Origin of the sequence: Pseudoalteromonas sp. BZB3, from assembly GCF_040104455.1 — a bacterium.
Classification (GTDB): Bacteria; Pseudomonadota; Gammaproteobacteria; order Enterobacterales; family Alteromonadaceae; genus Pseudoalteromonas.
The window spans coordinates 339,950-363,676 of sequence record NZ_JBECOS010000009.1; the positions used below are offsets into that span (position 1 = coordinate 339,950).

At 39.3% G+C, this 23,727-nt stretch carries 22 protein-coding genes and 1 tRNA gene; 13 read left to right on the forward strand and 10 right to left on the reverse strand.

Going from position 1 to position 23,727, the window contains the following annotated elements; translation table 11 throughout:
* Positions 1 to 255: 255 nt before the first annotated feature.
* Positions 256 to 1,827, reverse strand: coding sequence for a cation:proton antiporter family protein (locus ABMY35_RS09630; RefSeq protein ID WP_349286008.1), 1,572 nt, complete (start codon positions 1,825 to 1,827; stop codon positions 256 to 258).
* A gap of 206 nt (positions 1,828 to 2,033) precedes the next feature.
* On the opposite strand from ABMY35_RS09630, the gene ABMY35_RS09635 reads away from it, so the two are divergent.
* Positions 2,034 to 2,777: a sporulation protein gene (locus tag ABMY35_RS09635; RefSeq protein ID WP_138482911.1), complete on the forward strand. Its 744-nt coding sequence runs from the start codon at positions 2,034 to 2,036 to the stop codon at positions 2,775 to 2,777.
* A gap of 65 nt (positions 2,778 to 2,842) precedes the next feature.
* Positions 2,843 to 3,286, forward strand: a complete 444-nt coding sequence (locus ABMY35_RS09640) for a GNAT family N-acetyltransferase (protein WP_349286009.1) — start codon at positions 2,843 to 2,845, stop codon at positions 3,284 to 3,286.
* 49 nt (positions 3,287 to 3,335) lie between these two features.
* Here ABMY35_RS09640 and ABMY35_RS09645 read toward each other — a convergent pair whose 3' ends face one another.
* The 4 genes from ABMY35_RS09645 to ABMY35_RS09660 form a co-directional block, all read right to left on the reverse strand.
* A complete protein-coding gene (locus ABMY35_RS09645; RefSeq protein WP_349286010.1) occupies positions 3,336 to 4,682 on the reverse strand; it encodes a sodium-dependent transporter in 1,347 nt (448 codons plus the stop codon).
* A gap of 101 nt (positions 4,683 to 4,783) precedes the next feature.
* Entirely contained in the window at positions 4,784 to 6,073 is a 1,290-nt protein-coding gene (locus ABMY35_RS09650; protein WP_349286011.1) for an ATP-binding protein, read from the reverse strand.
* A 73-nt stretch (positions 6,074 to 6,146) separates the two neighbouring features.
* Positions 6,147 to 6,854 carry a response regulator gene (locus ABMY35_RS09655; RefSeq protein ID WP_349286012.1) on the reverse strand — a complete coding sequence of 236 codons (708 nt, stop codon included), beginning with the start codon at positions 6,852 to 6,854 and terminating at the stop codon, positions 6,147 to 6,149.
* Between the two features lie 131 nt (positions 6,855 to 6,985).
* Positions 6,986 to 7,792: a hypothetical protein gene (locus ABMY35_RS09660; RefSeq protein WP_349286013.1), complete on the reverse strand. Its 807-nt coding sequence runs from the start codon at positions 7,790 to 7,792 to the stop codon at positions 6,986 to 6,988.
* 91 nt (positions 7,793 to 7,883) lie between these two features.
* On the opposite strand from ABMY35_RS09660, the gene ABMY35_RS09665 reads away from it, so the two are divergent.
* Positions 7,884 to 9,053, forward strand: coding sequence for a serine hydrolase domain-containing protein (locus ABMY35_RS09665; protein ID WP_349286014.1), 1,170 nt, complete (start codon positions 7,884 to 7,886; stop codon positions 9,051 to 9,053).
* Here ABMY35_RS09665 and yhbY read toward each other — a convergent pair.
* Positions 9,050 to 9,343, reverse strand: coding sequence for a ribosome assembly RNA-binding protein YhbY (yhbY, locus tag ABMY35_RS09670; RefSeq protein ID WP_058029553.1), 294 nt, complete (start codon positions 9,341 to 9,343; stop codon positions 9,050 to 9,052). The two genes, ABMY35_RS09665 and yhbY, sit on opposite strands and share 4 nt — an antisense overlap.
* A gap of 84 nt (positions 9,344 to 9,427) precedes the next feature.
* On the opposite strand from yhbY, the gene rlmE reads away from it, so the two are divergent.
* From rlmE to ABMY35_RS09710, 8 genes are all read left to right on the forward strand, one after another.
* Entirely contained in the window at positions 9,428 to 10,057 is a 630-nt protein-coding gene (rlmE, locus tag ABMY35_RS09675; protein WP_138568681.1) for a 23S rRNA (uridine(2552)-2'-O)-methyltransferase RlmE, read from the forward strand.
* 69 nt (positions 10,058 to 10,126) lie between these two features.
* Positions 10,127 to 12,070: an ATP-dependent zinc metalloprotease FtsH gene (gene ftsH / locus ABMY35_RS09680; RefSeq protein ID WP_349286015.1), complete on the forward strand. Its 1,944-nt coding sequence runs from the start codon at positions 10,127 to 10,129 to the stop codon at positions 12,068 to 12,070.
* Positions 12,071 to 12,224: 154 nt separating this feature from the next.
* Entirely contained in the window at positions 12,225 to 13,073 is an 849-nt protein-coding gene (gene folP, locus ABMY35_RS09685; protein ID WP_349286016.1) for a dihydropteroate synthase, read from the forward strand.
* Positions 13,070 to 14,410, forward strand: a complete 1,341-nt coding sequence (gene glmM, locus ABMY35_RS09690; protein WP_349286017.1) for a phosphoglucosamine mutase — start codon at positions 13,070 to 13,072, stop codon at positions 14,408 to 14,410. The genes folP and glmM overlap by 4 nt, the downstream gene beginning before the upstream one ends.
* 78 nt (positions 14,411 to 14,488) lie before the next feature.
* Positions 14,489 to 15,238 (forward strand): triose-phosphate isomerase, encoded by a 750-nt coding sequence (gene tpiA / locus ABMY35_RS09695; RefSeq protein ID WP_349286018.1) that lies wholly within the window; start codon positions 14,489 to 14,491, stop codon positions 15,236 to 15,238.
* Between the two features lies 1 nt (position 15,239).
* Positions 15,240 to 15,584 carry a preprotein translocase subunit SecG gene (gene secG, locus ABMY35_RS09700; protein WP_349286019.1) on the forward strand — a complete coding sequence of 115 codons (345 nt, stop codon included), beginning with the start codon at positions 15,240 to 15,242 and terminating at the stop codon, positions 15,582 to 15,584.
* Between the two features lie 7 nt (positions 15,585 to 15,591).
* Positions 15,592 to 15,676: transfer RNA gene (locus tag ABMY35_RS09705), tRNA-Leu, on the forward strand.
* A 131-nt stretch (positions 15,677 to 15,807) separates the two neighbouring features.
* The gene (locus tag ABMY35_RS09710) at positions 15,808 to 17,778 is read left to right on the forward strand and encodes a UvrD-helicase domain-containing protein (RefSeq protein WP_349286020.1); all 1,971 of its coding nucleotides are present in this window, start codon (positions 15,808 to 15,810) and stop codon (positions 17,776 to 17,778) included.
* A gap of 9 nt (positions 17,779 to 17,787) precedes the next feature.
* Here the strand turns inward: ABMY35_RS09710 and ABMY35_RS09715 are convergent, their stop codons facing one another.
* Positions 17,788 to 18,018: a hypothetical protein gene (locus ABMY35_RS09715; protein ID WP_058029561.1), complete on the reverse strand. Its 231-nt coding sequence runs from the start codon at positions 18,016 to 18,018 to the stop codon at positions 17,788 to 17,790.
* A gap of 148 nt (positions 18,019 to 18,166) precedes the next feature.
* Positions 18,167 to 18,826, reverse strand: coding sequence for a 7-cyano-7-deazaguanine synthase QueC (gene queC / locus ABMY35_RS09720; RefSeq protein WP_138631017.1), 660 nt, complete (start codon positions 18,824 to 18,826; stop codon positions 18,167 to 18,169).
* Between the two features lie 122 nt (positions 18,827 to 18,948).
* On the opposite strand from queC, the gene queE reads away from it, so the two are divergent.
* Positions 18,949 to 19,614, forward strand: a complete 666-nt coding sequence (queE, locus tag ABMY35_RS09725; protein WP_349286021.1) for a 7-carboxy-7-deazaguanine synthase QueE — start codon at positions 18,949 to 18,951, stop codon at positions 19,612 to 19,614.
* A gap of 81 nt (positions 19,615 to 19,695) precedes the next feature.
* Here the strand turns inward: queE and sbcB are convergent, their stop codons facing one another.
* A complete protein-coding gene (gene sbcB / locus ABMY35_RS09730) occupies positions 19,696 to 21,165 on the reverse strand; it encodes an exodeoxyribonuclease I (RefSeq protein WP_349286022.1) in 1,470 nt (489 codons plus the stop codon).
* 347 nt (positions 21,166 to 21,512) lie between these two features.
* Between sbcB and ABMY35_RS09735 the strand changes: the two genes are divergently transcribed.
* Positions 21,513 to 21,839: a hypothetical protein gene (locus ABMY35_RS09735; protein ID WP_349286023.1), complete on the forward strand. Its 327-nt coding sequence runs from the start codon at positions 21,513 to 21,515 to the stop codon at positions 21,837 to 21,839.
* Between the two features lie 32 nt (positions 21,840 to 21,871).
* Here the strand turns inward: ABMY35_RS09735 and ABMY35_RS09740 are convergent, their stop codons facing one another.
* Entirely contained in the window at positions 21,872 to 23,725 is a 1,854-nt protein-coding gene (locus tag ABMY35_RS09740) for an NACHT domain-containing protein (protein ID WP_349286024.1), read from the reverse strand.
* Positions 23,726 to 23,727 lie beyond the last annotated feature (2 nt).

A 23,727-nucleotide genomic window follows, 5' to 3' on the forward strand; every position in this document is an offset into this window, starting at 1 on the left:
CCAAAAATTCCAAAAAATAAGAGCTTAGGGTCAATCACATTTAAAACAAAAATTGTGTTTAAAATAGAGACTTAGCTCATAAGACCGTTCCAGTTTACTCTTTTTTTGAGCATGATTTCTACGGCCCATGTAAAGCTTTGTAAATCGACTTGCATTATTTGGAACAAGGGTAATAGACGTCTAGATGTAAGTTGTTGAGAGGTAAATAGAAATAGTTATCAGTACCTGCTATGGTACTGATAACTTTTTAAGTTATTAATTAAATATTTTTTGACTAACATGCTCAGCGAAACCACTACCGGCTTCTAGATAGAAGTTATAGGTAAATTCTACGCCCATTTCTTCTAATTCACGTTGTTGATCTGGATAATATGCGATGGCACTCACACGACCGCTGAACCCCGATGCTCTAAGCTGTTCTAATGCAAAAATGTTTTGCATATGCTTAGGCATAGCTAACATAACCATGTCAACGTCAGAGTGGTTCATGCGCTGCCAGAAATCTGGATCGGTCGCGTCTGCAAGTAAAACACGGCGGTTGCGCTTTACATGCTTATCAACGACTTCCGGTTTGATATCAATACCAGCTACTTTACCAGGGTGCGACGCTTCTATGGTTTCATAAGCACCCGTACCAATTCTGCCCATACCGAAAATAACTATTTTGGTATCAGTTAAATTAACAGGTAATTCTTCTTCTAAGCGTTTGTCACTCTCAAATTTTAATAGCCAAGGCTCTAGCTTAACGTACAACTCATTAGCACGTTTATTTAGTGGAGAAGCAATGACAAAAGTGATTGAAACTGCAATGGCAACAACGGCTAACCAATCGCTGGTAATGAGGCCTGTTGAGGCAGCTACCGCACAAACGATTAATCCAAACTCACTGTAATTTGATAGCGTAAATGCACTCAGTAGAGACGTACGCGCCCTGAGTCTGAAGAAGTTTGTTAACAGGTAATAAAGCATAACCTTGATAGGCAACACTAAGATAAGCATGACCGCAGCTAACAGCGCATTAGGTGTAATATTTGCATTTAGGCCAATATTTAAGAAAAAGCCGACAAGTAAAATGTCTTTCACATTGAGTAATGATTTAGACAATTCACTGGCTTTTTTATGTGGGGCAAACATCATACCTATGATAAGAGCACCTAAATCACCCTTTAACCCTGCAAACTCGAAAGCATGGTAGCCAATTACCAAGGCGAAGAAAAAGCCGAATAGAGGTAAAAGTTCACCATGTTTAGAGCGATTGAGTACCCAGAACATGATAGGTCTAAATAAAGGCAGTGCGACTAAAAGTCCAAGCGCCCAAATATTTGGCATTTTACCAGTGCTGACAGCCAAAAAGATAACCGCGAAGATATCCTGCATAACCAAGATGCCAATGGCTATCTTACCGTGTAGGGCAGACATTTCACCGCGCTCTTCTAGTACCTTTACAGCAAATACGGTACTTGAGAAGCTAAACGCAAAACCCACAAGCAAAGCACTGGAGGTATCTAGTGAGCTGAATAGGGGCAGAGATGCCGCGCCTAATAATAATAACAGACTGGCAAAAAAAGCTGTGCTTAAAACAATATGTAGTGTTGCTGGACCCCATACTTGAGGTTTAACTAAATTACCGACTTTGAGTTTTAGACCAATACTGAATAATAGTATGGTTACACCTAAATCAGCTAACTGGGTTAGTAAATCAGTTGTCTGATGACCCATTAGGTTTAAAATAAAGCCAGCCATTAAAAAACCAATGAGTGGCGGAAGCTTGAGTTGGTAAATAGAAAATCCGCATGCGAATGCGACAGCAAAAAACAACAGTTCCATATTCAATATAATTAAGCGAAATTGATGTTGCATATTAGCAAAACTGACTGATTTATAAATCAAAACTTTAGGCTAATAGTTCGTAAAATTTGACTAACTTGTTATCAGTGAAAGATATTTGCATTAAAAACAAAAATTTTCGCTGACAAGATTTAATAAATGTGGTTAAGATGCAGTAAGAAGGAATAATCTCTACAGGAGAGGCGATGTTTAAAAAAATCCTTGCATCTGTGGGTATCGGGGCTGCGAAGGTCGATACTATTTTAGAAACTGAACATTTATATCCAGGTCAAAAGTTTCAAGCACAAATCATTGTTGAAGGCGGAGATGTTGAGCAACAGGTATCCGGCCTAGAATTAGCACTGATGACGCGAGTCAAAGTTGAGTCAGATGATGGCGAATATTTTACCAATCACGTTCTAGACAAATGGCGTATTTCAGAACAATTTGTAATCGCACCAGGTGAAAAGAAAGTCATACCATTTGAAGCAAGACTACATTCAGAAACCCCGATTACTGAGTTGAACGCAGGTTACAATCATTCATTTGTTTGGGTTGAAACCGGTCTTGATATTGATTTAGCCATTGATCCCAATGACAAAGATACGCTGCATATTTACCCGAATGAAGCTGTCAAAGCCTGTATGCAGGCGATGGATAAGCTCGGATTTAGCTTAGTAAAAGCAGATGTTGAAAAAGGCTATCTGAGAGCTTCTAGTTTTCAATCAACGTCTGGTTGCTATCAAGAGTTAGAATATAGGCCAAACACGCGTTCGTTATTTGGCATTCAAGAGATAGAGTTATCATTTGTGCCTGAAGCACACAAAACTCACGTGTTAATCGAACTTGATCGAGCATTTAGAGGCGATGGGTATGTTGATTTAACCATCGAACATGATCATGTGAATGTGTCTCAACTATGTGATCAACTAGAAAGGCTATTCAACTAAATTCGTACGTTTTAATTTATTAAAAGCCTAGCTAGCATAGCTAGGCTTTTTTATCGGTGAAAAGCATGAAATGGTATGTAAAAAAATTTTCTGAATTAGATACGTTAACATTCTTCAAATTAGCGAAAGCAAGGGTGGATGTTTTTGTTGTTGAGCAAGAGTGCGCTTACCCTGAATTAGATGAAGTTGATATTCTCAAAGAAACTCGACACATTTATTGTTTAAATGGTGATGGAGAGGTTGTCGCTTATTCACGTTGCTACCTAAAAAAATCACAGGTTACTGCGATTGGTAGAGTAATAATTACTGAGCCCAATAGAGGAAAGGGTTTAGCATTAAAATTAATGAATGAGTCATTGAATGTACATAAGAGCTTTTGGCCTGACTTTAAAGTACAATTGAGTGCGCAAACACATCTAACCCCTTTTTATGAAAAGTTAGGGTTCAAAGCGATATCTGACACTTATCTAGAAGATGGCATTCCACATACTGATATGGAATTAGCATAATAAAAAAGCGAGTTGGATACTCGCTTTTTTAATAAGTCATTAGCTCTGATTAGAACGAATGTATAAACACCATAGCGATTGCCAATGGACATACAAACTTTATGTACCAAGGCCACACTTTCCAAAATAGTGTACTTTCAGCTTCTTCATGACCATTCTTAATCTCGGCGAGCAGTTTATTTCTGTGCCAGATCCAGCCAACAAAGATACAACAAAGCATACCAATTAATGGCTGAGAGAATTGTGTTGTCAGACTTACTACAAAACCAAATAATGCAGAGAAATTAAAAATAATAGTGAAACTGACAAGAGAAATGATCCCGCCAATTATCCAAGTTGCTTGCACACGGCCTAAAGCAAACTTTTCAACAGCATAAGAAACGGGCGCTTCAAGCATTGAAATAGACGATGTAAGGGCTGCAATACTCATCAGAGCAAAGAAAGCGAAGCCAACGAAGTAGCCTATATCTCCCATGCTTGTGAATAAAGCAGGTAATACTTGGAATACTAATGTGTCTTCAGATAGCAGGGCGCCAGATTCTGAGAAAATAGCCACACCTTGCGCTTGTGCTACATACATAGCAGGAATAATTAAAAGACCAGCTACAAATGCAATGAGTACATCGATAAGCGTGACATACGCACCCAATGAAACTAAGTTTTCTTTTTTACTGATGTATGAGCCATAAATAATCATCACACTTGTACCCAAAGACAGTGAGAAAAATGCTTGTCCAAGTGCGCTAACCAAAAGTTGCGGATCTAATAAAGAGTTAAAATCTGGTACTAAATAAGCTTTTAAGCCTTCCATTGCGCCTTCTTGAGTCATTACATAGATAATGAGTAGTCCTAAAATACTCAGTAGGGCTGGCATTAGACGCTTTGACCACTTTTCAATACCGTTTTCAACGCCTTTACTGATGATGGCAATGGTTAGGATAATGAATAAGCTAGTAAATATAAGGTCGCGTGGAAATGACTGAGTGTTAAGCCAAGTTGATGTACTTTCTAGGCCTGTCACTGCAGCAATTGGCTCTGCGGTAGCACTGAACATCCAGCCTGCAACAATGGCGTAGAAGCTCAGGATCAAACCCGCACAAATAATACCGCCAAAACCGACGATGAACGCGAATTTTTTCTGCAATGGGGAGTTAGCTAACTTCTGTAGAGAAGACACGGCGTTCGCTTGGCCATGACGGCCAATAACAAGTTCGGCCATTAAAGCTGGGTATGCTAAGCAAAAGGCCAAAATAAGATATACAAGAACGAATGCAGCACCACCGTTGGAGGCGGTTTGAGTTGGAAAGCCCCAAATGTTTCCTAGTCCAACAGCCGATCCTGCGGCAGCCATAATAAAGCCAAAGCGAGAACTGAACTCGCCTCTAATACTACTCATATGTTGTTATTCTTTTATATTCTAAGGGATGGCTGACAATCTACTGCAAATGATGAAAAATAAAAAGCCCTTGTCTGAAATCAATACATCTTAAATGATGATCAGTTAGATTTTTTTGGCAGTTGAAGGGTGAATTTAGCACCACCTAAGCTCTCAGACTGAGAAACAGAGACTTTCCCATGGTGCCAATCTACCACTTTACTGACGATTGCAAGCCCAAGCCCATAGCTTTTCCCAGCTCGATTTCGGTGGTTTTCTTCCTGAAAGAACGGACTAAATACTTTGTGCCAGTTTTCTGGTGCGATCCCCGGACCATCGTCTTCTATTTCTATATATATGTATTGTGAGTCATAGTAACTAGAAATTTGAATGTGTTTGGTTGCAAAATCACAAGCATTACTGAGTAAGTTAGTAATGGCACGGGCTAACCAATGTAAGTCTGCGGTTATTTCGAATTTGGCATTTAATTCCTTAAGTAACGACAATTCAGCTTTTTGTAATTTAGGCTGTATTTGCAAGCTTACATCATGTAAATAATGAGAGGCTTGTGTTGTTTCAAAATTTAATAAATGAGATTTTTGCTCGAGCGTTGCAAAGGATAAATATGACTTTAGCATGTCTTCCATTTGATCTAAGTCTTTTTCCATTCTAAGCAGAATTTCATTCACCTTTTTATTGTCAGGCTCGTCTATGGCTGCATCTAAAGCGAAACGCATACAGGCAACAGGTGTTCTAATGTCATGAGATAAACTTGAAGCCATAAGTTTGTTTTCTGCCATCAGCTTTTCAATTTTGCTCGCCATGCCATTAAATGTAAGCTCTACGTCTTTAATATAAGTAAAATGGTTTGGCTCAATACGTGCGGAAAAATCACCGGCTGCAAACTGTTTCGCTTTACTCGTTAATACGTTTAACCTTTTTGCAAGCGGTGACAATATGAACCACATAAAAGTACAAACGCCGGAATAAAATAACAAGGTCAGTAATACATCACTGTTTTGCTCTTGTTCTGGTTTGGTTAAACGCAACTCGACATAATCTGGCATAAGATTTTTGGATGACTTAAGCAGGTAAAAGCCTATCTCGTCTTCAAGCAATAAACCTTGTGGGGTAAACATTTCGTCTTTTAACTCAGAGGGCAGAGCAAGACTTTGCCCATCTCTATAACTTACATCTAGTGAAAACTCTTGACTGATGGTGTTAGCAAATGAAGCTCGTAGCTTAGCAGGCTGTCTTTCTAACTGTTTGATAAACCCACCCGTGATATTACGTTGCCACATGAAGTTATCATCTGGTGAGAAAGCTTGCTGATTAAACGTATCGATTAACCATCCAAGAACCACAATAGACAATAGCGCACTAGCAAGTAAATAAAGGTAAAGTTTTTTCAAATTGGCAACACCAAATTATAGATAGAAAAAACCAACATGATTAAGCATGTTGGTTATAATGAATGCGGAAGAATTACCAAGCCGTAGGGACCATCAAGTAGCCTTTTCCCCAGACAGTTTTGAATTTTTCTGGATGCTGAGGGTCGTCATTAAACTTCTTCCTAAGTGCAGATATAAGAACATCGACACTTCTGTCTAAGCCATCATATTCTCGACCTTTAGTGGCTTTAAATACCGCATCTCGAGAAACGACTTCCCCCGCATTACTTGCTAAAAAGTGCAGCAATAAGTATTCAGCGCTAGAAATTGCAACTTCAGTTCCGTCAATCGTTACTTTTCGTGCGAGTGTATCTATGTGTAATGCACCTACTTGAATGTTGTCATCATCGACCTCAGTTGTGGAAGATGATTGTTCTGCAACTCTGAGTAGAGATTTGATCCTTGCAAGCAGCGCACGAGGTCTAACAGGTTTGATAACATAATCACTTGCACCTACTTCTAACCCAATGACTTCGTCCATCTCTTCATCTTTTGCGGTCATCATAACGATAGGTTTATTGTAGAATTGACGCAGATCACGACAAACGCTTATGCCATCTTGCCCTGGAAGCATAATATCAAGCAGTACAATATCTGGCGAGACGTCTTTTACCATAGCAACAGCTTTGTCGCCTCTGTGGCAAATATGTGTTGTATAGCCTTGGTTATCTAGGTATTCAGCAACCCATTGGGCCAAAGATTCATCATCTTCAACAAGTAAAATAGTGGCGTAGTTTTCCATGTTTCCCTCACTAAAACCAATCACTTAAAGATGTAGTATACATCTACAGTGAAGGTATTCAGGCAATTTTATTGTGGCTTAATTATAAGAATTATAAGCAATAAAACCGCTTGAATACTGTAAAAAAATGTTTAGCGCACTTTTAACTTGCCCATTAACTCGGCAATGAGGCGTGCTTCAATGTCATTTGTCACCGATGAAACCTCTTGATTCGTGCATAAACCAGACACTCTAGTTAAAGGAGAAGTTTGATACGCGACTTTGTAATTAGGCACAGAGACTTTTTGCTCAAACCGCTGTTTACGTGCAGCTTCCGTGTTGTGCAAGTTGATAAAATCGACAACGGCCTGTTCATTTGTAACTACCTGTTGCTGAGTAAACTTGTATATTACAGGCTTATTAATAAATGCATGGCTGGATATACTCGCTTGTGCAATCCAAACTACATCAGCACTTTGCTTGTGATTTAAGCGAAAGCTTACTTTGACTTCATAGTTGCTGCATTGTTTTGATTGATTACTTTCTATAACTGGTGCAGTGTGAGACATAATCTTTTTATTTGTTTCAAGCTGTAAGTCTATGTCATTGGTTCTCTCTACTGAAAGTTGCTGCACGTTTAAAATGTAATCGGCATCTTTACTATCGGCTACTACTAATCCAAGCTCAGATAGCTGATTTACTACAAGTTGGTATTGTAACTGCGTTAATTGAAGAGACTTAGGGTCAACCCAAACACGGTTGTTTTTGTAAATAGGGTGTGCTGGAAGCTGCACTGACTTAATTTTTACAGGGTTTTGTTTTGCGTTGTAGGTTAGGAAAACAACTTCTTTTTTTAATAAAGGCTTTTTAGGTAAAGTAAGTTCTGGCGCCAACTGAGGGGTAAAACTACATGCAGAACTAAGTAATAAACCAACTCCAAGTATCGATAACTTACGCATTAAAATTCCTCAGATTAATAATTTATGCCCAAACACAAGACAACAAACGACAAAATGTTAGAATGCCGTTATGAAAACAGGAGCAATTTTTATGAAGACCCTGATTTACGCAGTTATGGGGCTCTTCACCGTTGAATGTTTGGCATTAAATAAAAACAACAACGCCGAGCAACAACAGTGGCAGCAATTTGTAAATCGCTATTCTAAGCAAGTCGAAACAAAACTAAAAGAAAAATCCATTCCTGGTGCGGCATTAAGTATCGTTCAAGGTGATGATAGTTATTTTCAAAAAGGATTTGGTCGAACAAAAGTCAAAAAAGGCAGAAAAGTTGATGCGCATACACGATTTCGTTTGGCGTCAGTATCAAAGACGTTTGCAGGTTCGCTGACCGCTAAATTAGCTACTGAAGGGAAAATAGACCTAGACCGTGAAATCAGTCATTACCTACCACAAGCGCGTGATTCAAGGTTTGAAAATTTAAAAGTCTACAATTTATTAAGTCATTCTAGCGGCATAGTGCCTAATGCCTACGATAATCTGGTTGAATCTAGAATGAGTTACATCGATATCACAGATAAGCTTTTTGATATTCAACCAATATGTAAACCCAGTGTCTGTTACGGTTATCAAAATGTAATGTTTAGTCTTATAGATAGGGTAATACAAACCAAAACAGGGTTAGATTACAAAACCTGGGTTGAAGAATTTTTATTTGCGCCTTTAGGTATGCGTGATGGCGGTGTTGGTTTAAAAAATTTAACAAAAGATAAAAATTTTGCCGCGCCTCACGTTTTAGGCAGAAAACGTTGGCATACAGCTAGGTTAAAGAGCAATTATTACAAAGTACTGCCTGCTGCAGGGGTGAATGCGAGCGCGGCAGATATGGTCTTTTGGCTAAAAGCGCAACTGGGGCATTTTCCAGAAGTACTGTCATTGGATGCATTGACTGTGCAATCTCGGCCTTATGTACAAACTAAAAGAGAACTTAAAAGAAGAATTTGGCGTAAACATGTAAAAGAAGCACATTATGGCTTAGGTTGGCGCATATATGACTTTGAAGGCACATTGTTGTTCTATCATAGTGGCTGGGTTCAGGGTTACCGCACTGATATTGTGGTCATTCCTTCAATGAACATAGGCTATAGTATGCTACTTAATGCTGAAAGTGGTTTGATAAATGAATTAACAGTTGAGTTTATCAAGCAGGCGATTGAGTGGAAGAAGACGTCAACAGCAAATGCTGTTGACGAGGAAGCTTAGCGAGGCAGTTGAATTTTCTTATCTTCGCTTTGGCGATATAACACGATAACGTGACCAATAACTTGTACTTTATGTGCTTTTGTTTCTCTTACAATTGCGTCAAAAATGAGTTGTTTCGTTTCTCTGTCATTCGTCGGTACTTTCACTTTGATTAATTCGTGAATGTCTAAAGAATGATCAATTTCTAACATTACGCCTTCAGTTAGCCCATTTGCACCAAGTAAAACAACTGGTTTTAGTGGGTGAGCTAGACCTTTTAGGTACTGTTTCTGTTTATTTGATAATGTCATATTGGTAATATTTACTAATCTTAGGCTTGAATTATCGCTATTCTAACGCCATCTACAGAATATTACTAATGAGTTGCAGTTAATATGGCAAATAAAAAGCACTCAGCGAGCTCAAAACGCTGGTTAAAAGAACATGTTGATGACCCTTATGTTCATGAAGCACAAAAACGTGGTTTCCGTTCACGTGCGATTTTCAAATTAGAAGAAATACAGCAAAAAGATAAATTGCTCAGACCTGGTATGACTGTAGTGGATCTGGGAGCTGCACCTGGAAGTTGGTCGCAATATTTAGCTGAAGAAGTGAGTGATAAAGGGCAGGTTATTGCATGTGATATCTTACCAATGGACTCACTGGCAGGCGTAGACTTTTTACAAGGTGACTTTAGAGAAGAATCTGTACTCGATGCATTATTAGACCGTATTAACGGTAAAAATGTTGATGTTGTCTTTTCTGATATGGCACCGAATATGAGTGGCAACATGAGCACAGACCAAGCTGGCAGTATGTATTTAGTTGAGCTAGCGTTAGATATGTGCCATCAGGTCTTAAAAGCAAATGGTGCATTTGCAGTAAAAGTTTTCCAAGGTGAAGGTTTTGATCAATTTGTACAAGAAGTACGTAATTGTTTTAAAGTAGTCAAAATTCGTAAACCTAAAGCATCGCGTCCACGATCTAGGGAAGTATATATAGTGGCGACAGGCTACAAACTGTAGTACAGTTGAAGTGCATTATAGTTGAATTTAAATAATTTTTAGATACAAGAGGTTAACTCCTTGAGCGACATGGCAAAGAACTTAATACTCTGGTTGGTTATCGCAGTAGTGCTGATGACAGTGTTCCAGAGCTTCAATGGAAACGATCAAATCGATCGTCAAACGAGTTACACGCAGTTTGTAAAAGAAGTGCGTAGCGGTGCAATACGTGATGTCAATATCGACAGAAGTACTGGCACTATCTCAGGTGTAAAAGGAAACGGTGAACGCTTCCAGACGATCATGCCTATGTATGATGAGGATTTAATTAACGATTTGCTTAAAAACGATGTAAACGTAAAAGGCGTTGCACCTGAAGAGCAGTCATTCTTAGCAAACATCTTTATCTCATGGTTCCCAATGTTACTGCTTATTGGTGTGTGGATTTTCTTCATGCGTCAAATGCAAGGCGGTGGCGGCAAAGGCGCTATGTCATTTGGTAAGAGCAAGGCTCGTCTAATGGGCGAAGACCAAGTTAAGACCACATTTGCTGATGTTGCTGGCTGTGACGAAGCAAAAGAAGACGTCACTGAGCTTGTAGACTTCTTACGTGACCCTTCTAAGTTCCAAAAATTAGGTGGTAGCATTCCTAAGGGCGTATTGATGGTAGGTCCTCCAGGTACTGGTAAAACACTACTTGCAAAAGCCGTTGCTGGTGAAGCAAAAGTACCTTTCTTCACAATTTCTGGTTCTGATTTTGTGGAAATGTTCGTAGGTGTGGGTGCATCACGTGTTCGTGATATGTTCGAACAAGCGAAAAAAGCCGCTCCTTGTATTATCTTTATCGATGAAATCGATGCTGTTGGTCGTAAGCGTGGCGCTGGCATGGGTGGTGGTCATGATGAACGTGAGCAAACACTTAACCAAATGCTAGTTGAAATGGATGGTTTTGAGGGCAATGAAGGCATTATCGTGATTGCTGCGACTAACCGCCCAGACGTACTTGACCCTGCGCTACTTCGTCCTGGTCGTTTTGACCGCCAAGTTGTGGTTGGTCTACCAGACATCAGAGGCCGTGAGCAAATCCTTAATGTTCACATGCGCAAAGTACCTCTTGATGAGAATGTACAAGCATCAGTGATTGCACGTGGTACACCTGGTTTCTCAGGTGCAGACCTTGCAAACCTTGTGAATGAAGCTGCATTATTTGCTGCTCGTGGTAACAAGCGAAAAGTGAGCATGGCTGAGTTTGATGCAGCCAAAGATAAGATCATGATGGGTGCTGAGCGTAAGTCTATGGTGATGAGCGAGCACGAGAAAGAAATGACTGCTTATCACGAAGCAGGTCACGCCATTGTGGGTCGTCTAGTGCCAGAGCATGACCCAGTTTACAAAGTATCAATCATCCCTCGTGGCCGCGCACTGGGTGTGACAATGTACTTACCTGAGCAAGACCGTGTCAGCCACTCTAAAGAGCATTTAGAGTCAATGCTTTCAAGTTTATATGGTGGTCGAATTGCTGAAGCGCTTATTTATGGTGATGACAAAGTAACGACGGGTGCAAGTAATGATATCGAGCGTGCGACAGACATCGCAAAGAAAATGGTTACTCAGTGGGGCTTGAGTTCTAAACTTGGCCCTCAGATGTACTTAGAAGAGCAAGGCGAAATGTATATGGGCGGCGGCTCTCACCGCATGTCAGGCATGTCAGATGAAACAGCTAAATTGATTGACTCTGAAATCAAAGACTTTGTTACTCGCAACTACGATCGTGCTGAGCAAATCTTAAAAGATAACATGGATATCCTGCACACCATGAAAGATGCGTTGATGAAGTACGAAACCATCGATGCGGGTCAAATTGATGACTTGATGGAACGTAAAGAGGTTCGTCCTCCTCGTGATGCGCATGATCAAAAACCAGAGCCTAAAGCTAAGGTTGATACTAAGTCTGAGATTAAAGCTGAAACTGAATCAAATGATTCAGAACAGACATCGAGACCAACAAATGAGCTTGATGATAGCAAAGAGTAATTAATCTCAATAAGAGCCCCGATTTATCGGGGCTTTTTATTTTAATTTCTTCACTTACCATATAGAATTGCGTTTAGTAATTTTTACCTTTTATTTCGAAACTTATTTTGCGAATTAGGTGAAATAAATACGTTAAAGGACGCTTCTAAACCACATGACCCAATTATCTCTTCCAAGAAACAGAATACTTGATTTAAACAAACCGATTATCATGGGTATTGTTAATGTTACTCCTGATTCATTTTCAGATGGTGGCAATTACAATTCTGTTGAAGATGCGTTTAAACAAGCTATGCGTTTAATTGAGGAAGGTGCAGGAATTTTAGATATTGGTGGTGAGTCTACCCGACCAGGCGCACCAGACGTAGCCCTTCAAGAGGAGCTTCTACGTGTTATACCTGTAATCAAACGCATTCGAGAAGCCTCTGATTGTGTGATTTCAATAGATACCAGTAAAGCTGCTGTCATGGAAGCGGCCATTGAAGCCGGTGCAGACATTATTAATGATGTAAGAGCACTTCAAGAGCCGGGTGCATTACAAGTTGCAGCAAAATACTCCGATGTACCCGTTTGTTTTATGCATATGCAAGGTCAACCTCGCACGATGCAAACAAACCCAACGTATGAAAACCTTATTTCAGATATAAATCAGTTTTTTGAAGAGCGAGTTTTAACGTGCAGTAAAGCTGGCATTAATCAAAATAGGATCATACTAGATCCCGGTTTTGGTTTCGGTAAAACACTGAGTCATAACTTTGAAATCTTAGAAAAATTCAATGCATTCTCGACACTAGGCCTGCCACTGTTAGCAGGCTTATCTCGAAAATCTATGTTTGGACAACTTTTGAATAGAGAAACAAGTGAACGTGTTGCAGCCAGTTTAGCTGGTGCATTGTTATGTGCTCAAAAAGGCGCACATATAATCCGCGTTCATGATGTGAAAGAAACGGCTGATGTCATTGGTGTATGGCAGGCAGCAAGAAATGGAGTAACACCCTTATGACAACAAGAAAGTATTTCGGCACTGATGGTGTTCGAGGTCTAGTCGGCGAATTTCCAATTACGCCCGAGTTCGCACTTAAATTAGGCTGGGCCGCAGGTAAGGTTTTATCTAAATCTGGTACTAAAAAAGTAATTATTGGTAAAGATACCCGAATCTCAGGTTATCTTCTTGAAACATCTCTAGAAGCAGGGTTAATTGCTGCAGGCATTGATGTTGTTTTACTTGGCCCTATGCCAACGCCGGCTGTTGCGTATTTAACGCAAACATTTCGTGCCGAAGCGGGGATTGTGATCAGTGCATCTCACAACCCATACCATGACAATGGTATTAAGTTTTTCAATGGTAAAGGCTTAAAGCTTGGCGATGAAGTTGAGCTTGAAATCGAGGCTATGCTGGATGAAGAAATGACTTGTGTACCTTCTGAAAAGCTAGGTAAAGCCCGTCGTCTGGACAACGCAGATGGTCGTTATATCGAATTTTGTAAGGGTTTATTCCCAAATGAACTGTCTTTAGAGGGCTTAAAAGTCGTTCTTGATTGCGCAAACGGTGCAACTTACCACATCGCCCCTGATGTAATGCGTGAATTAGGCGCAGAAGTCATTTGTCATGCCTGTGAGCCAAACGGCACAAACATCAATCTAGAGTGCGGTGCAACGCATGTTGATAGTTTAAAGCAAAAAGTGTTAGAGCATAAAGCGGATGTTGGTATTGCATACGATGGTGATGGTGACCGTGTAATGATGGTTGACCACAATGGCCGAGTATTCGATGGTGATGACATCGTGTATATCATCGCTTGTCAGGCACACCAAGAAAATAACTTAGGCGGTGGTGTTGTTGGTACTGTGATGTCAAATATGGGCCTTGAAAATGCACTGAAAGCCAAAGGTATTGATTTTGAACGAAGTAAAGTTGGTGACCGTTACGTTATCGAACTTCTAAAAGAAAAAGGCTGGAAAATTGGTGGCGAGAGTTCAGGTCACGTTTTGAATCTCGACCTTATTTCTACTGGTGACGGTATTGTCTCAAGTTTGCAAGTATTGACAGCCATGGTCTCGCAAAACAAGACATTGAAAGACTTAGGTGCGGGTTTCCAGAAATATCCAATGAAAATGATCAATGTAAAGTATCAAGCTGGCACTGATCCAACACAAGCCGACGAAGTAAAAGCCGCAGTGAAAGAAGTAGAAACTGAGCTTGCTGGTAAAGGTCGAGTTCTTCTTCGAAAATCTGGTACAGAGCCTGTTGTACGCGTCATGGTTGAGGCGGAACAAGAGAAGCAAGTACTAGACTTCGCTCAAAAAATTGCCGAAGTTGTTGAAACTGTGAGCAATTAAACAAAATTTCAATTTTATTTCTTGTAACTTTGGGTGAGGCGAGTTAGTATCTCACCCGCTTTTGATGCGGAGTATCGTATGTCGCAACGTAAGCCAATTGTCGCTGGTAATTGGAAAATGAATGGTTCTGTAGAACTAGTCGAAGAGATTTCTTCAAAGGTACTAGGCCAAGTAGAAGAAAAAGCATCTCTTATTGTTTTTCCTCCAGCAATGCTTTTAAGCTCGGCAATTGAAAAAGGTTTTGTAACTGGTACGCAAACAGTATCTGAAAATAACTCAGGTGCGTTTACAGGCGAAACTAGTGCAGAACTAGCAAAGCAACTTGGTGCAGAGTTTACTCTTGTAGGACACTCAGAAAGACGTAGCCTTTTTGGTGAGTCAAACGAAGTTGTAGCAAAAAAATTTAGCAAAGCACAAGAAAATGCCTTAACACCGATTCTATGTGTAGGCGAAACAGAGTCTCAAAGAGAATCTGGAGAAACAGAACAAGTTGTTGCTGAGCAAATTAAAGCTGTAATTGAGCATTCAGGTATAGCATCACTGTCAAACTCTGTGATAGCATACGAGCCCGTTTGGGCAATTGGTACTGGTAAAACAGCATCACCTGAACAAGCGCAAGCAGTGCACAAATTTATTCGAGATATGATTGCCGAATATGATGGTCATATCGCAAATGAGCTTCGTATCCTTTATGGTGGAAGCGTTAATGATTCTAACAGTGATTTGTTATTTGCACAGCCAGATATAGATGGTGGCCTAATTGGTGGCGCTAGTCTTAAGGCAGATGCTTTTTTAAGTATTTACAAAAGTGCATTAGGGAACGTATAAAATGTACGAGATATTATTGGTTGTTTACCTAATTATTTCTTTATCTTTAGTTGGTATGATTTTAATCCAACAAGGTAAAGGCGCAGATATGGGCTCTTCATTCGGAGCTGGTGCTTCTGCAACAGTTTTCGGCTCATCGGGTGCAGGAAACTTCATGACGAAGACAACAACAATCCTAGCGACTGTCTTCTTCGTACTGAGCATCATTTTAGGTAACTTAACAGCTGGTCAAATTAAAAAGACTGATGAGTGGGAGAACCTTTCAGCACCTGTAGCAACAGAAGCTGCACCTACTGATTCAGACGTACCAGTTTCGAACGATAATAACTCGGACGTACCTAACTAAAGAATTTGCGGATGTGGTGGAATTGGTAGACACGCCATCTTGAGGGGGTGGTGGCTTCGGCCGTGGGGGTTCAAGTCCCCCCATCCGCACCAATTATTAAAACCAGCTTTTAGCTGGTTTTTTTATGCCTGAAATTTACTAATGCTGGAATCAATAAAAATACTTTGATTATTCAATAGCCTTGATTAACATAAGTCATCATTTTGTTCATTGAACTGTTATCTTGATCTTCCAAAACACAGCTGTATCACTTAGAAATAAGCTCAAGGCGATTGAGTTAAATGAAAGCCAACTTATTTTACAATTACATAACGATACGCTTGCTTACTCATGGCAGGCGTTACAGTGTGCGCCTCAATTACATAAAACTCCTTTTAGCCATGTGATTGAAATACAGCTCAATGCTGATGACACTCCTTACAAGCACCGTTTTGCAGCGCATGATGATTGCCAAAGTCAGCTAGACACCTTTTGGTGTAATGCCAATAAAACGGATTTAGTTAATGCAATTTTTAAAATTGAAGCACTGTTAAAGCAGTCATTTTTGTCACACCGAAAATGGTTAGCGATAAAAGATAAAGTCAAAGCCTTGGCTGTAAACTGGCTTTCTCGAGATCTAAAGTGCCATTTAACGCGTGATATACAAAAAGCACTGGCATCTTTAAAAGAACTACAGGGCTGGACAGAAACAGATATTGCAGAGTTTAAAAACAGCTTTATCAATTACAAAATGCGAGAGTATAAATCATTCTTTGATATGCTTGAGCAACACCCGCTGACTGAAGCACAGCAGCGAGCATGTATCATTCAAGATGATAGACAGTTGTTGTTGGCGGGCGCTGGGACAGGAAAAACCAGTGTGATTACAGCGAAATTTAAATACTTACTCTACACGAAACAAGCCAAAGCAGCAGACCTATTAGTATTAGCCTATGGCAGTGATGCCAGTGAAGAATTGCAAGCGAGACTTGAAGAAAAAGATCAAGTGATGACTTTTCATAGTTTGGGCAAGCAAATCATAGCCGATGTAGAAGGTAGCATGCCTAAGGTTTCTGAATTATCTACCAATTTACAGGCTAAAACTGCGTTTATACTCGATACTTTACAAGCGCTATCTTCTGACGACTCATTTAAGCAGCTGTTGGTTTCATTTTTACGAAATAACTTTGCCTACAAATTTGATGGTGAGCTAAGCTCATTTTTAAACTCCCCATTGAAAAACAAGTTTGTACAAACAATTTTCACGCTGATAAGTCTGTATAAACAAGCACATGCACTTGGCAAAATCTTAGAGCTAGAGACGACGTTTTCAGATGATTTAACCCTACTGAGACATTTTTTAGCTGAATATAATCTCTATTTATCAAATGAAAATAGCATCGATTTTGATGACATGATCATTCGTGCCAGACAATATACTCAAAGTGGTCAATATACCCCGCAATGGAAGTTTATTCTTGTTGATGAGTTTCAAGATGTTTCACCAATTCGTGCTGAATTGGTGAAAGACTTATTGGCTAATAAGTCCGGTAGCCAGCTATTTGCAGTGGGTGACGATTGGCAATCAATCTACCGATTTAATGGCGGCGATATTCGTTATACCACAGAGTTTGCAAAACACTTTGGCCATGCAACGACCACCCAGCTAGACAAAACATTTCGTTATTCGCAGTCCCTACTCGATTTATCTGCTGAGTTTGTCTGTGCTAACCCACAACAAATTACCAAATCAATACAAGCTTTCTCATCAAGCTCATTACCTGCTGTGAAAGAAGTGATTCACACAGATCAAATGCAAGGCATCTCAGAAGCTCTAGGGTTCATTGCAAATCAAGCCCCCACTAATGCCAGTGTTTTAATCTTAGCGAGAAGTCATGCTGCGCTACTTGATAAATCAACTTTACAAGCGATTGAGAGCCACTATCAGCAACTTTCTATAAAACAGATGACCTTCCATGCTGCAAAAGGAAAAGAGGCCGATTACGCGGTTTTAATTGGGTTAGACAATAAATCATTGCCTTCAAGAGTGAAATCAGCACCTTTAGTTGAAGCTTTACTGCCTCAAGTCGAGAGATTCAAAGATGCAGAAGAGAGAAGACTGTTCTATGTCGCATTAACACGCGCCAAAAAGCAATTGGTTTTGGTTGTACCTGAACAGTCTCCAAGTGAGTTTGTCGCTGAACTAAACTACTAATTACAAGTACTATAAATTGCTGATCTTTTTGTCGAGTTGATAGCCTTCATCCGTGACGATTTTTTCAAGTGTTTCAACACGGCTTTTTAGGGCAGCGAGTTCTTTACGCATTTGTTCGGAGTCACCCGAGTGCTTAAGTGCTTTTTCTTTGAATGCGAGATAGCGTTTTACCCACTCTCCAACCATCCCTAATCCGACACAAATGAAAACGATCATCACGATCATCGTTGTTCCTGACATAACTGACTCCTACTAATAATTCTAATCTTAGAATAGCAGTCTTATTGATTTCAGTTAGTGACAAAAGTCAGAGAAGGGAAGATGAGACTAAAATAAGGCTAACGGATTGTGCAACTGCAATAGGTGATTGCAATTGCACATGAACAAATTAGGCTTCGTAAGGAAGTGGGTCACTTGCATTATTTAATGAAAACGCCTCTAGACGCTCTTGGCATGCACCACATTTACCACAGGCTTTTTCACGACCGTTATAGCAAGTCCATGTGTTGCTATAATCTAAGCCCATTTTTAGACCATCTGTTAAAATTTCAATCTTTGAATTGTTTAAATATGGACAAACAATTTCAACTTCTTCGTAGTTAGCGATACGACATACGTCACTCATCTTTTCAACGAACTCAGGGCGGCAGTCAGGGTAAATGGCATGATCACCTGAGTGTGCGCCATAAAATACTTTGTTAGCTTTAAGTGATACCGCATAGCCAACAGCCAAAGACAGTAAGATCATATTACGGTTAGGCACAACCGTACTTTTCATGCTTTCTTCTTCGTAATGGCCTTCTGGCACTTCAATATCATCAGTAAGCGATGAGCCACCAATAAGCTGATTGATTGCAGAAATATCAACAACCTTATGGTGTACATTTAAATCAGCACAGACACTCGCAGCGACTTCTAGCTCTTTAACATGGCGCTGGCCATAGTTGAACGATAACGCATACACGTCAAAGCCTGATTTAATTGCTTTGTTTAACACTGTGTAAGAGTCCATTCCACCAGAATAGATTACGACGACTTTTTCACTCATAAGATTATTGCCTCGAATTTGATAGAGGTTTGCTTCAGGGCGCGATATACTACACGGCCGCTGAAAAAATAACAATTTTCACGGCCGATTTTTTGAGTTTGCTATGTTGTATTGGAGCTGCTTTGTACAAAGTTAATGAGATTTTTGAAACCATCCAGGGTGAAGCGAGTTTTACTGGTGTGCCGTCGATATTTTTGCGTTTGCAGGGCTGCCCAGTGGGTTGTGCTTGGTGTGATACCAAACAAACGTGGGAAACCAACGACACATATCTTGTAACTTTAGGCGAAACAGTCGAAAAGAAAGCGGATTCAGAAAAGTGGGCAAATGCGAGTATTGACGACATTATTAATTTGTTCAAAGAACGCGGCTATTTAGCAAAGCATGTGGTTATCACTGGTGGCGAACCCTGTATGTACGATTTAGTGCCTCTTTGCGAGCAACTTCATGAGGCCGGTTACACCACACAAATAGAAACCAGTGGCACCTTTGAAATATTAGCACCTGAATCAACCTGGGTAACTGTATCGCCAAAAATCAACATGCGCGGCGGCTATGATGTACTGACGTCAGCCATGCAAAGAGCAAATGAAATCAAACACCCAATCGCGATGCAAAAGCACGTTGATGAACTTGAAGCGCTATTCGAGCAAACAGGTGTGAGACCAGAACTGATTTACTTACAGCCAATCAGCCAAAAAGCCAAAGCAACTAAATTGGCTATTGAAACTTGTTTAAAGAAAAACTGGCGTTTATCGGTGCAAGTACACAAATACATTGGCATAAATTAATTATTATTTTTCTTAATGCTCAAAAAGAGAAAGCCCGTTTTTAACGGGCTTTTTTGTGTAAGATTTAAATTGAGTAAGCGCTTAGAGGCTTTGAGCATACATGTACAAAGATTTTAATATGCTCATTTTCTTTTCATTACCATCATGCTGATGCAATAAATTCTCCAGCGTTAACATAAAGTCTTCAGCGCCGATAGAAGGGTTATCTTCACCATGCATCAACTTGTTCTGACAATATTTACGCCATACATCTAATTCATGTGGTGTGAGCGTGTGCGGCCAGTTACGGGCTCTGTATCTAAATAACATAGTCGTAAATTTGACGTCATCAAACTCTAAATCAAATGAACCCAGTGACTCAGGTGCGGCGTCTCTGATCATCGCAAACTTGGCTTTATCTGCTTTTGACGTAAAGCCATTATAAAGCTGGTAATCAGGGTTAGTTGTGCTGCTAAAGTCAGCTTTATCGTTAAACACTTCTGCTACTTTGTCTCTTAATTCTGGGTGTGCTTTTAGCACTTTTAAATTCTCAAGACACTTTTCTCTGTCTATACCTAAACGTGCTGCATTTTCAGGAAGCAGAGTTTTAGCAGGCGCCAAAATAGGGCATTTGTTTAAATGCACCAACTTAAGACCAACTGGTAATTCATCTTCGCCTAAATCAGCATGCTTTGTATAAAGACGCTCACGTAATTGCTCAACGTCTAAATCAAGCAGCACTTGTGGGTCTTCAGTTAAGTTAAAACACACCACAGCATTTTTATTCACTGGGTGAAAGCTCATTGGTGCGATCCAGCTAGTACAGCCTTGAGTCGCAGGAATGCGCGAAGAGGTATGTACCAGTGGTTGCATGTTATAGACATCAACAAGATCAGCTAACGCCTTCTTGTTTCTTAACCCAAAGAAGAAGTTGAATAGTTTTGGCTGTTTTTCTTTGATTAACTTAGCCAGTGCAATCGTCGCGGTTACATCGCTCAGCGCGTCGTGCGCAGCGGCGTGTTCTATGCCATTGGCAACGGTTAGCTCTTCGAGTTTAAAACTTGGCGAACCATCTTCTTTTAATGGCCATTCAATACCCTCAGGTCTTAATGCGTAACAGGCACGCACTAAATCAATAATATCCCAGCGGCTGTTACCATTTTGCCATTCTCGCTCGTAGGGGTCATAAAAGTTTCTATACAATGAGTAACGCGTAACTTCATCATCAAAGCGAATACTGTTGTAGCCAGCCACACAGGTATTAGGGCGGCTAAATTCAGCATGGATCTTCGCCATAAATTCAGCTTCAACCAGGCCATGTTTAAGTGCATGTTGCGGTGTAATGCCAGTGATCAAACATGCTTCAGGGTGAGGTAAATAATCAGGGGCAGGTTTACAGTATTCTATTAAAGGCTCACCGATAATATTTAAGTTGTAATCGGTGCGAATACCTGCAAATTGACTCGGGCGGTCTTTTTGCGGGCTAGCCCCCCAAGTTTCATAGTCGTGCCAATAGATAGTAGGGATATCTTCAACGTTTTCTTGTGTGTGTAATTGATTGTTTTCTTGCATAAATCTTTAGCTATCTATGGTGCTTAATTGTTGGATTTTAACAAAAGCATAGTAACACATATGAAAAATAGCTTCGATTCTAAATGAGCCTGCCTTCTTGCATTAAACACAGCTTGTATTAAAGCAAATAGAGTAAAAGTGACTAGGCGGAAAATACCAAACTTTTTACCAAATAAGCTCGGGCCAGTTTATTGTTTTTGGCCCCAAGCCGAAATTAAAGAATAAAAAGCAAATACGGAGCATTTGGTGTATTCGCCGCCTAAAAACAAGCCGATGCTGAGCGGTACAAGGCACAACAAACAGCAAAAGCGAATTGGGACGTACTCACGGCAGAGCAAGAAAAAGCAATGCATGAGCATGGCCATGTGCTAGTTGAACGCCGGGTGTACCACATACAAGACGGCAAACTGACTTCGTTAAAAAAAGTTGAGTTTAACGACTTGGAACAATTTATAACAAATGAACCTACCAAAGCGCATTGGTCACACGCCAGAGAAGTGATAGAGTTAGCTTTTTCCTTTGCAGAACAAGAACAAAGGGAATCACCGATTAGTAATAAATTGAATAAAAACTTACTTCTCATTGGTGATCTTGAACTGGCTGAGTTGGTGCTACAAGGTAGAGCTTCAGCAATAGTCCAAGACGACTGGTGGGATGTGGGGATGATGGCTTGAGAGTATTATATTTCTACAAGCCACATTTTGTTTTAAAAATCTTCGAAAGCATCAATTAAAATGTCTTCATATGATGATTGAAGTTTTTTTAGTTTGTCTATTTCTTTCAAATGTTTATGAAATATTCCCAACAAAGCACTATCCAGAAACTGTGATAATTCAGGAGAAAGTTTAATTAAATTGATAACTGACACAATGTCTCGAGTTCCTTCATTACTAGGAACTAAACTTTTGTGATTGCTCCTTACCAATGATTCGGCTTCGCTTGCGGTCAACTTTTGAAGTTTATTCTTGTTTATTTTATTTAAATTAGCATCTAAATCAAAAGTTTTTATACCTATTAAAAAACCCGTTATTAATTTTTCTAACTTATCCGATAAGCTTTCCACTTTATATCCAGAGCCGAAAACAAAATCACTACGAAATATAATTGTACCGAATATTTCATTATTTTCGTTAATATGTAAAAAGAAGTTTAAAAAGATTTTTGAATAATTAAATGAGTCATGACTATCCATATTTTCTTGTAAAAAAGCTATATCTGATTCAAGAAGAGGGATTAAATAATGACTATTAAAATGAGTGTCATCAATATGGCTAAGATACTTTAATTGTTCATGAAAAAAATGGTTAGTTCTCTGATTTTTAAGGACTCTATTGTAGAGTCTTTCTTTGAAAGTAGTAGAGGATTCGTTTATGAATGCTGCCGAAAAGTACTCCATAATACTTTTATGAATGAAATGTATTTCTCCACTTTCTTCAAGCAGTAAACACGTATTATTTTTACAATCACTTAAAAATTTATATGAATCTACTGGTCTTATATTAAGATTATTGGAAACTTTATTTATATTTGATATTGCTTGATCAAGGGGAATACTTTTACCATTCACTTGTGCACACATAAATGAGTAAGCTTTAAAGAGCTTCTCAAGTTGATGAACATTTAGACCTGATTGGTATTTCCTAGTGAAGCCTGGTTTAGTAAAGTCATGTTCTTCAACTAGAACTGAAAATAGCCTTTTATAGAATTCATGAATCGAAGTTGGCAACTTAGGATAAGAATTATATGTAATACAAAGAAGGGTTAATAAAAGAGGCGTATCGATAAATTGATAGCTTTTTTTCTTTGAGACTAATGCTTTTTTTAATTGATTTGGTATTTCACTAGATAGGTCATCATCAATTGTTGAATATAGCTTGTCTATTACCTTGGGAAACTCATTTGCTTTTAACTTTGCAATTTGTACGACTTTAAATGAGTTCAAAAATTTTAGATTGTTAGAGGGGCGAGTAGTGATTATGATCTTTATATTAGGAAACTCATCAGCTAATTCAGCGATATAGTCGATAGTTTCAGCCATCTTACTTTCATGCACTTCGTCAAATGCATCAAGTAATAAAGTAAATTTTCCTGTTGATAGTAGCTCATTTAGATTAGCTTCAGAGGCACAAATTCCGTACTTACAAAGACTAGTTATAAGTAAACTTTTCAGGTTAGTATTAGATTTTACTTTCATTAGCTCGATAAAGATTGGAATCGTTATAGCTTCACGAAGGGCAGAACTCGCTAACTTTCTTAACATTATCGATTTACCCTGGCCAACTGTTCCTTCTATAATTAAGTGCTTAATTGAGCTAATATCTTTCAAGCTTGTTACAGGGACAGACTCAATTCCAGTATTAATTTTTGATGGGTAATAAAATTCAAGAAAGGAAATAGATGAGTGAGAGCGCCAAATAGTTTTTACCTTCTCCACCTTAAAAGCTTCATTAATGGCTATAGAAGCACTGACATTTATTTTTGTTATGTTTTGACTCTTTATTTGATTGAATGCTTCTTCAAAAAGTTTCGTTGTTATACTAGTTAATATAGGTTCAAGCATTA

Coding starts and splice junctions, on each gene's coding strand:
- ABMY35_RS09735 (WP_349286023.1), top strand. CDS start 21,513: ATGCATGAGCATGGCCATGTGCTAGTTGAACGCCGGGTGTACCACATA.
- ABMY35_RS09655 (WP_349286012.1), bottom strand. CDS start 6,854: ATGGAAAACTACGCCACTATTTTACTTGTTGAAGATGATGAATCTTTG.
- ABMY35_RS09715 (WP_058029561.1), bottom strand. CDS start 18,018: ATGTCAGGAACAACGATGATCGTGATGATCGTTTTCATTTGTGTCGGA.
- ABMY35_RS09635 (WP_138482911.1), top strand. CDS start 2,034: ATGTTTAAAAAAATCCTTGCATCTGTGGGTATCGGGGCTGCGAAGGTC.
- folP (WP_349286016.1), top strand. CDS start 12,225: ATGACCCAATTATCTCTTCCAAGAAACAGAATACTTGATTTAAACAAA.
- tpiA (WP_349286018.1), top strand. CDS start 14,489: ATGTCGCAACGTAAGCCAATTGTCGCTGGTAATTGGAAAATGAATGGT.
- ABMY35_RS09645 (WP_349286010.1), bottom strand. CDS start 4,682: ATGAGTAGTATTAGAGGCGAGTTCAGTTCTCGCTTTGGCTTTATTATG.
- ABMY35_RS09640 (WP_349286009.1), top strand. CDS start 2,843: ATGAAATGGTATGTAAAAAAATTTTCTGAATTAGATACGTTAACATTC.
- rlmE (WP_138568681.1), top strand. CDS start 9,428: ATGGCAAATAAAAAGCACTCAGCGAGCTCAAAACGCTGGTTAAAAGAA.
- yhbY (WP_058029553.1), bottom strand. CDS start 9,343: ATGACATTATCAAATAAACAGAAACAGTACCTAAAAGGTCTAGCTCAC.
- sbcB (WP_349286022.1), bottom strand. CDS start 21,165: ATGCAAGAAAACAATCAATTACACACACAAGAAAACGTTGAAGATATC.
- ABMY35_RS09665 (WP_349286014.1), top strand. CDS start 7,884: ATGAAGACCCTGATTTACGCAGTTATGGGGCTCTTCACCGTTGAATGT.
- ftsH (WP_349286015.1), top strand. CDS start 10,127: ATGGCAAAGAACTTAATACTCTGGTTGGTTATCGCAGTAGTGCTGATG.
- secG (WP_349286019.1), top strand. CDS start 15,240: ATGTACGAGATATTATTGGTTGTTTACCTAATTATTTCTTTATCTTTA.
- glmM (WP_349286017.1), top strand. CDS start 13,070: ATGACAACAAGAAAGTATTTCGGCACTGATGGTGTTCGAGGTCTAGTC.
- queC (WP_138631017.1), bottom strand. CDS start 18,826: ATGAGTGAAAAAGTCGTCGTAATCTATTCTGGTGGAATGGACTCTTAC.
- ABMY35_RS09630 (WP_349286008.1), bottom strand. CDS start 1,827: ATGGAACTGTTGTTTTTTGCTGTCGCATTCGCATGCGGATTTTCTATT.
- ABMY35_RS09660 (WP_349286013.1), bottom strand. CDS start 7,792: ATGCGTAAGTTATCGATACTTGGAGTTGGTTTATTACTTAGTTCTGCA.
- ABMY35_RS09740 (WP_349286024.1), bottom strand. CDS start 23,725: ATGCTTGAACCTATATTAACTAGTATAACAACGAAACTTTTTGAAGAA.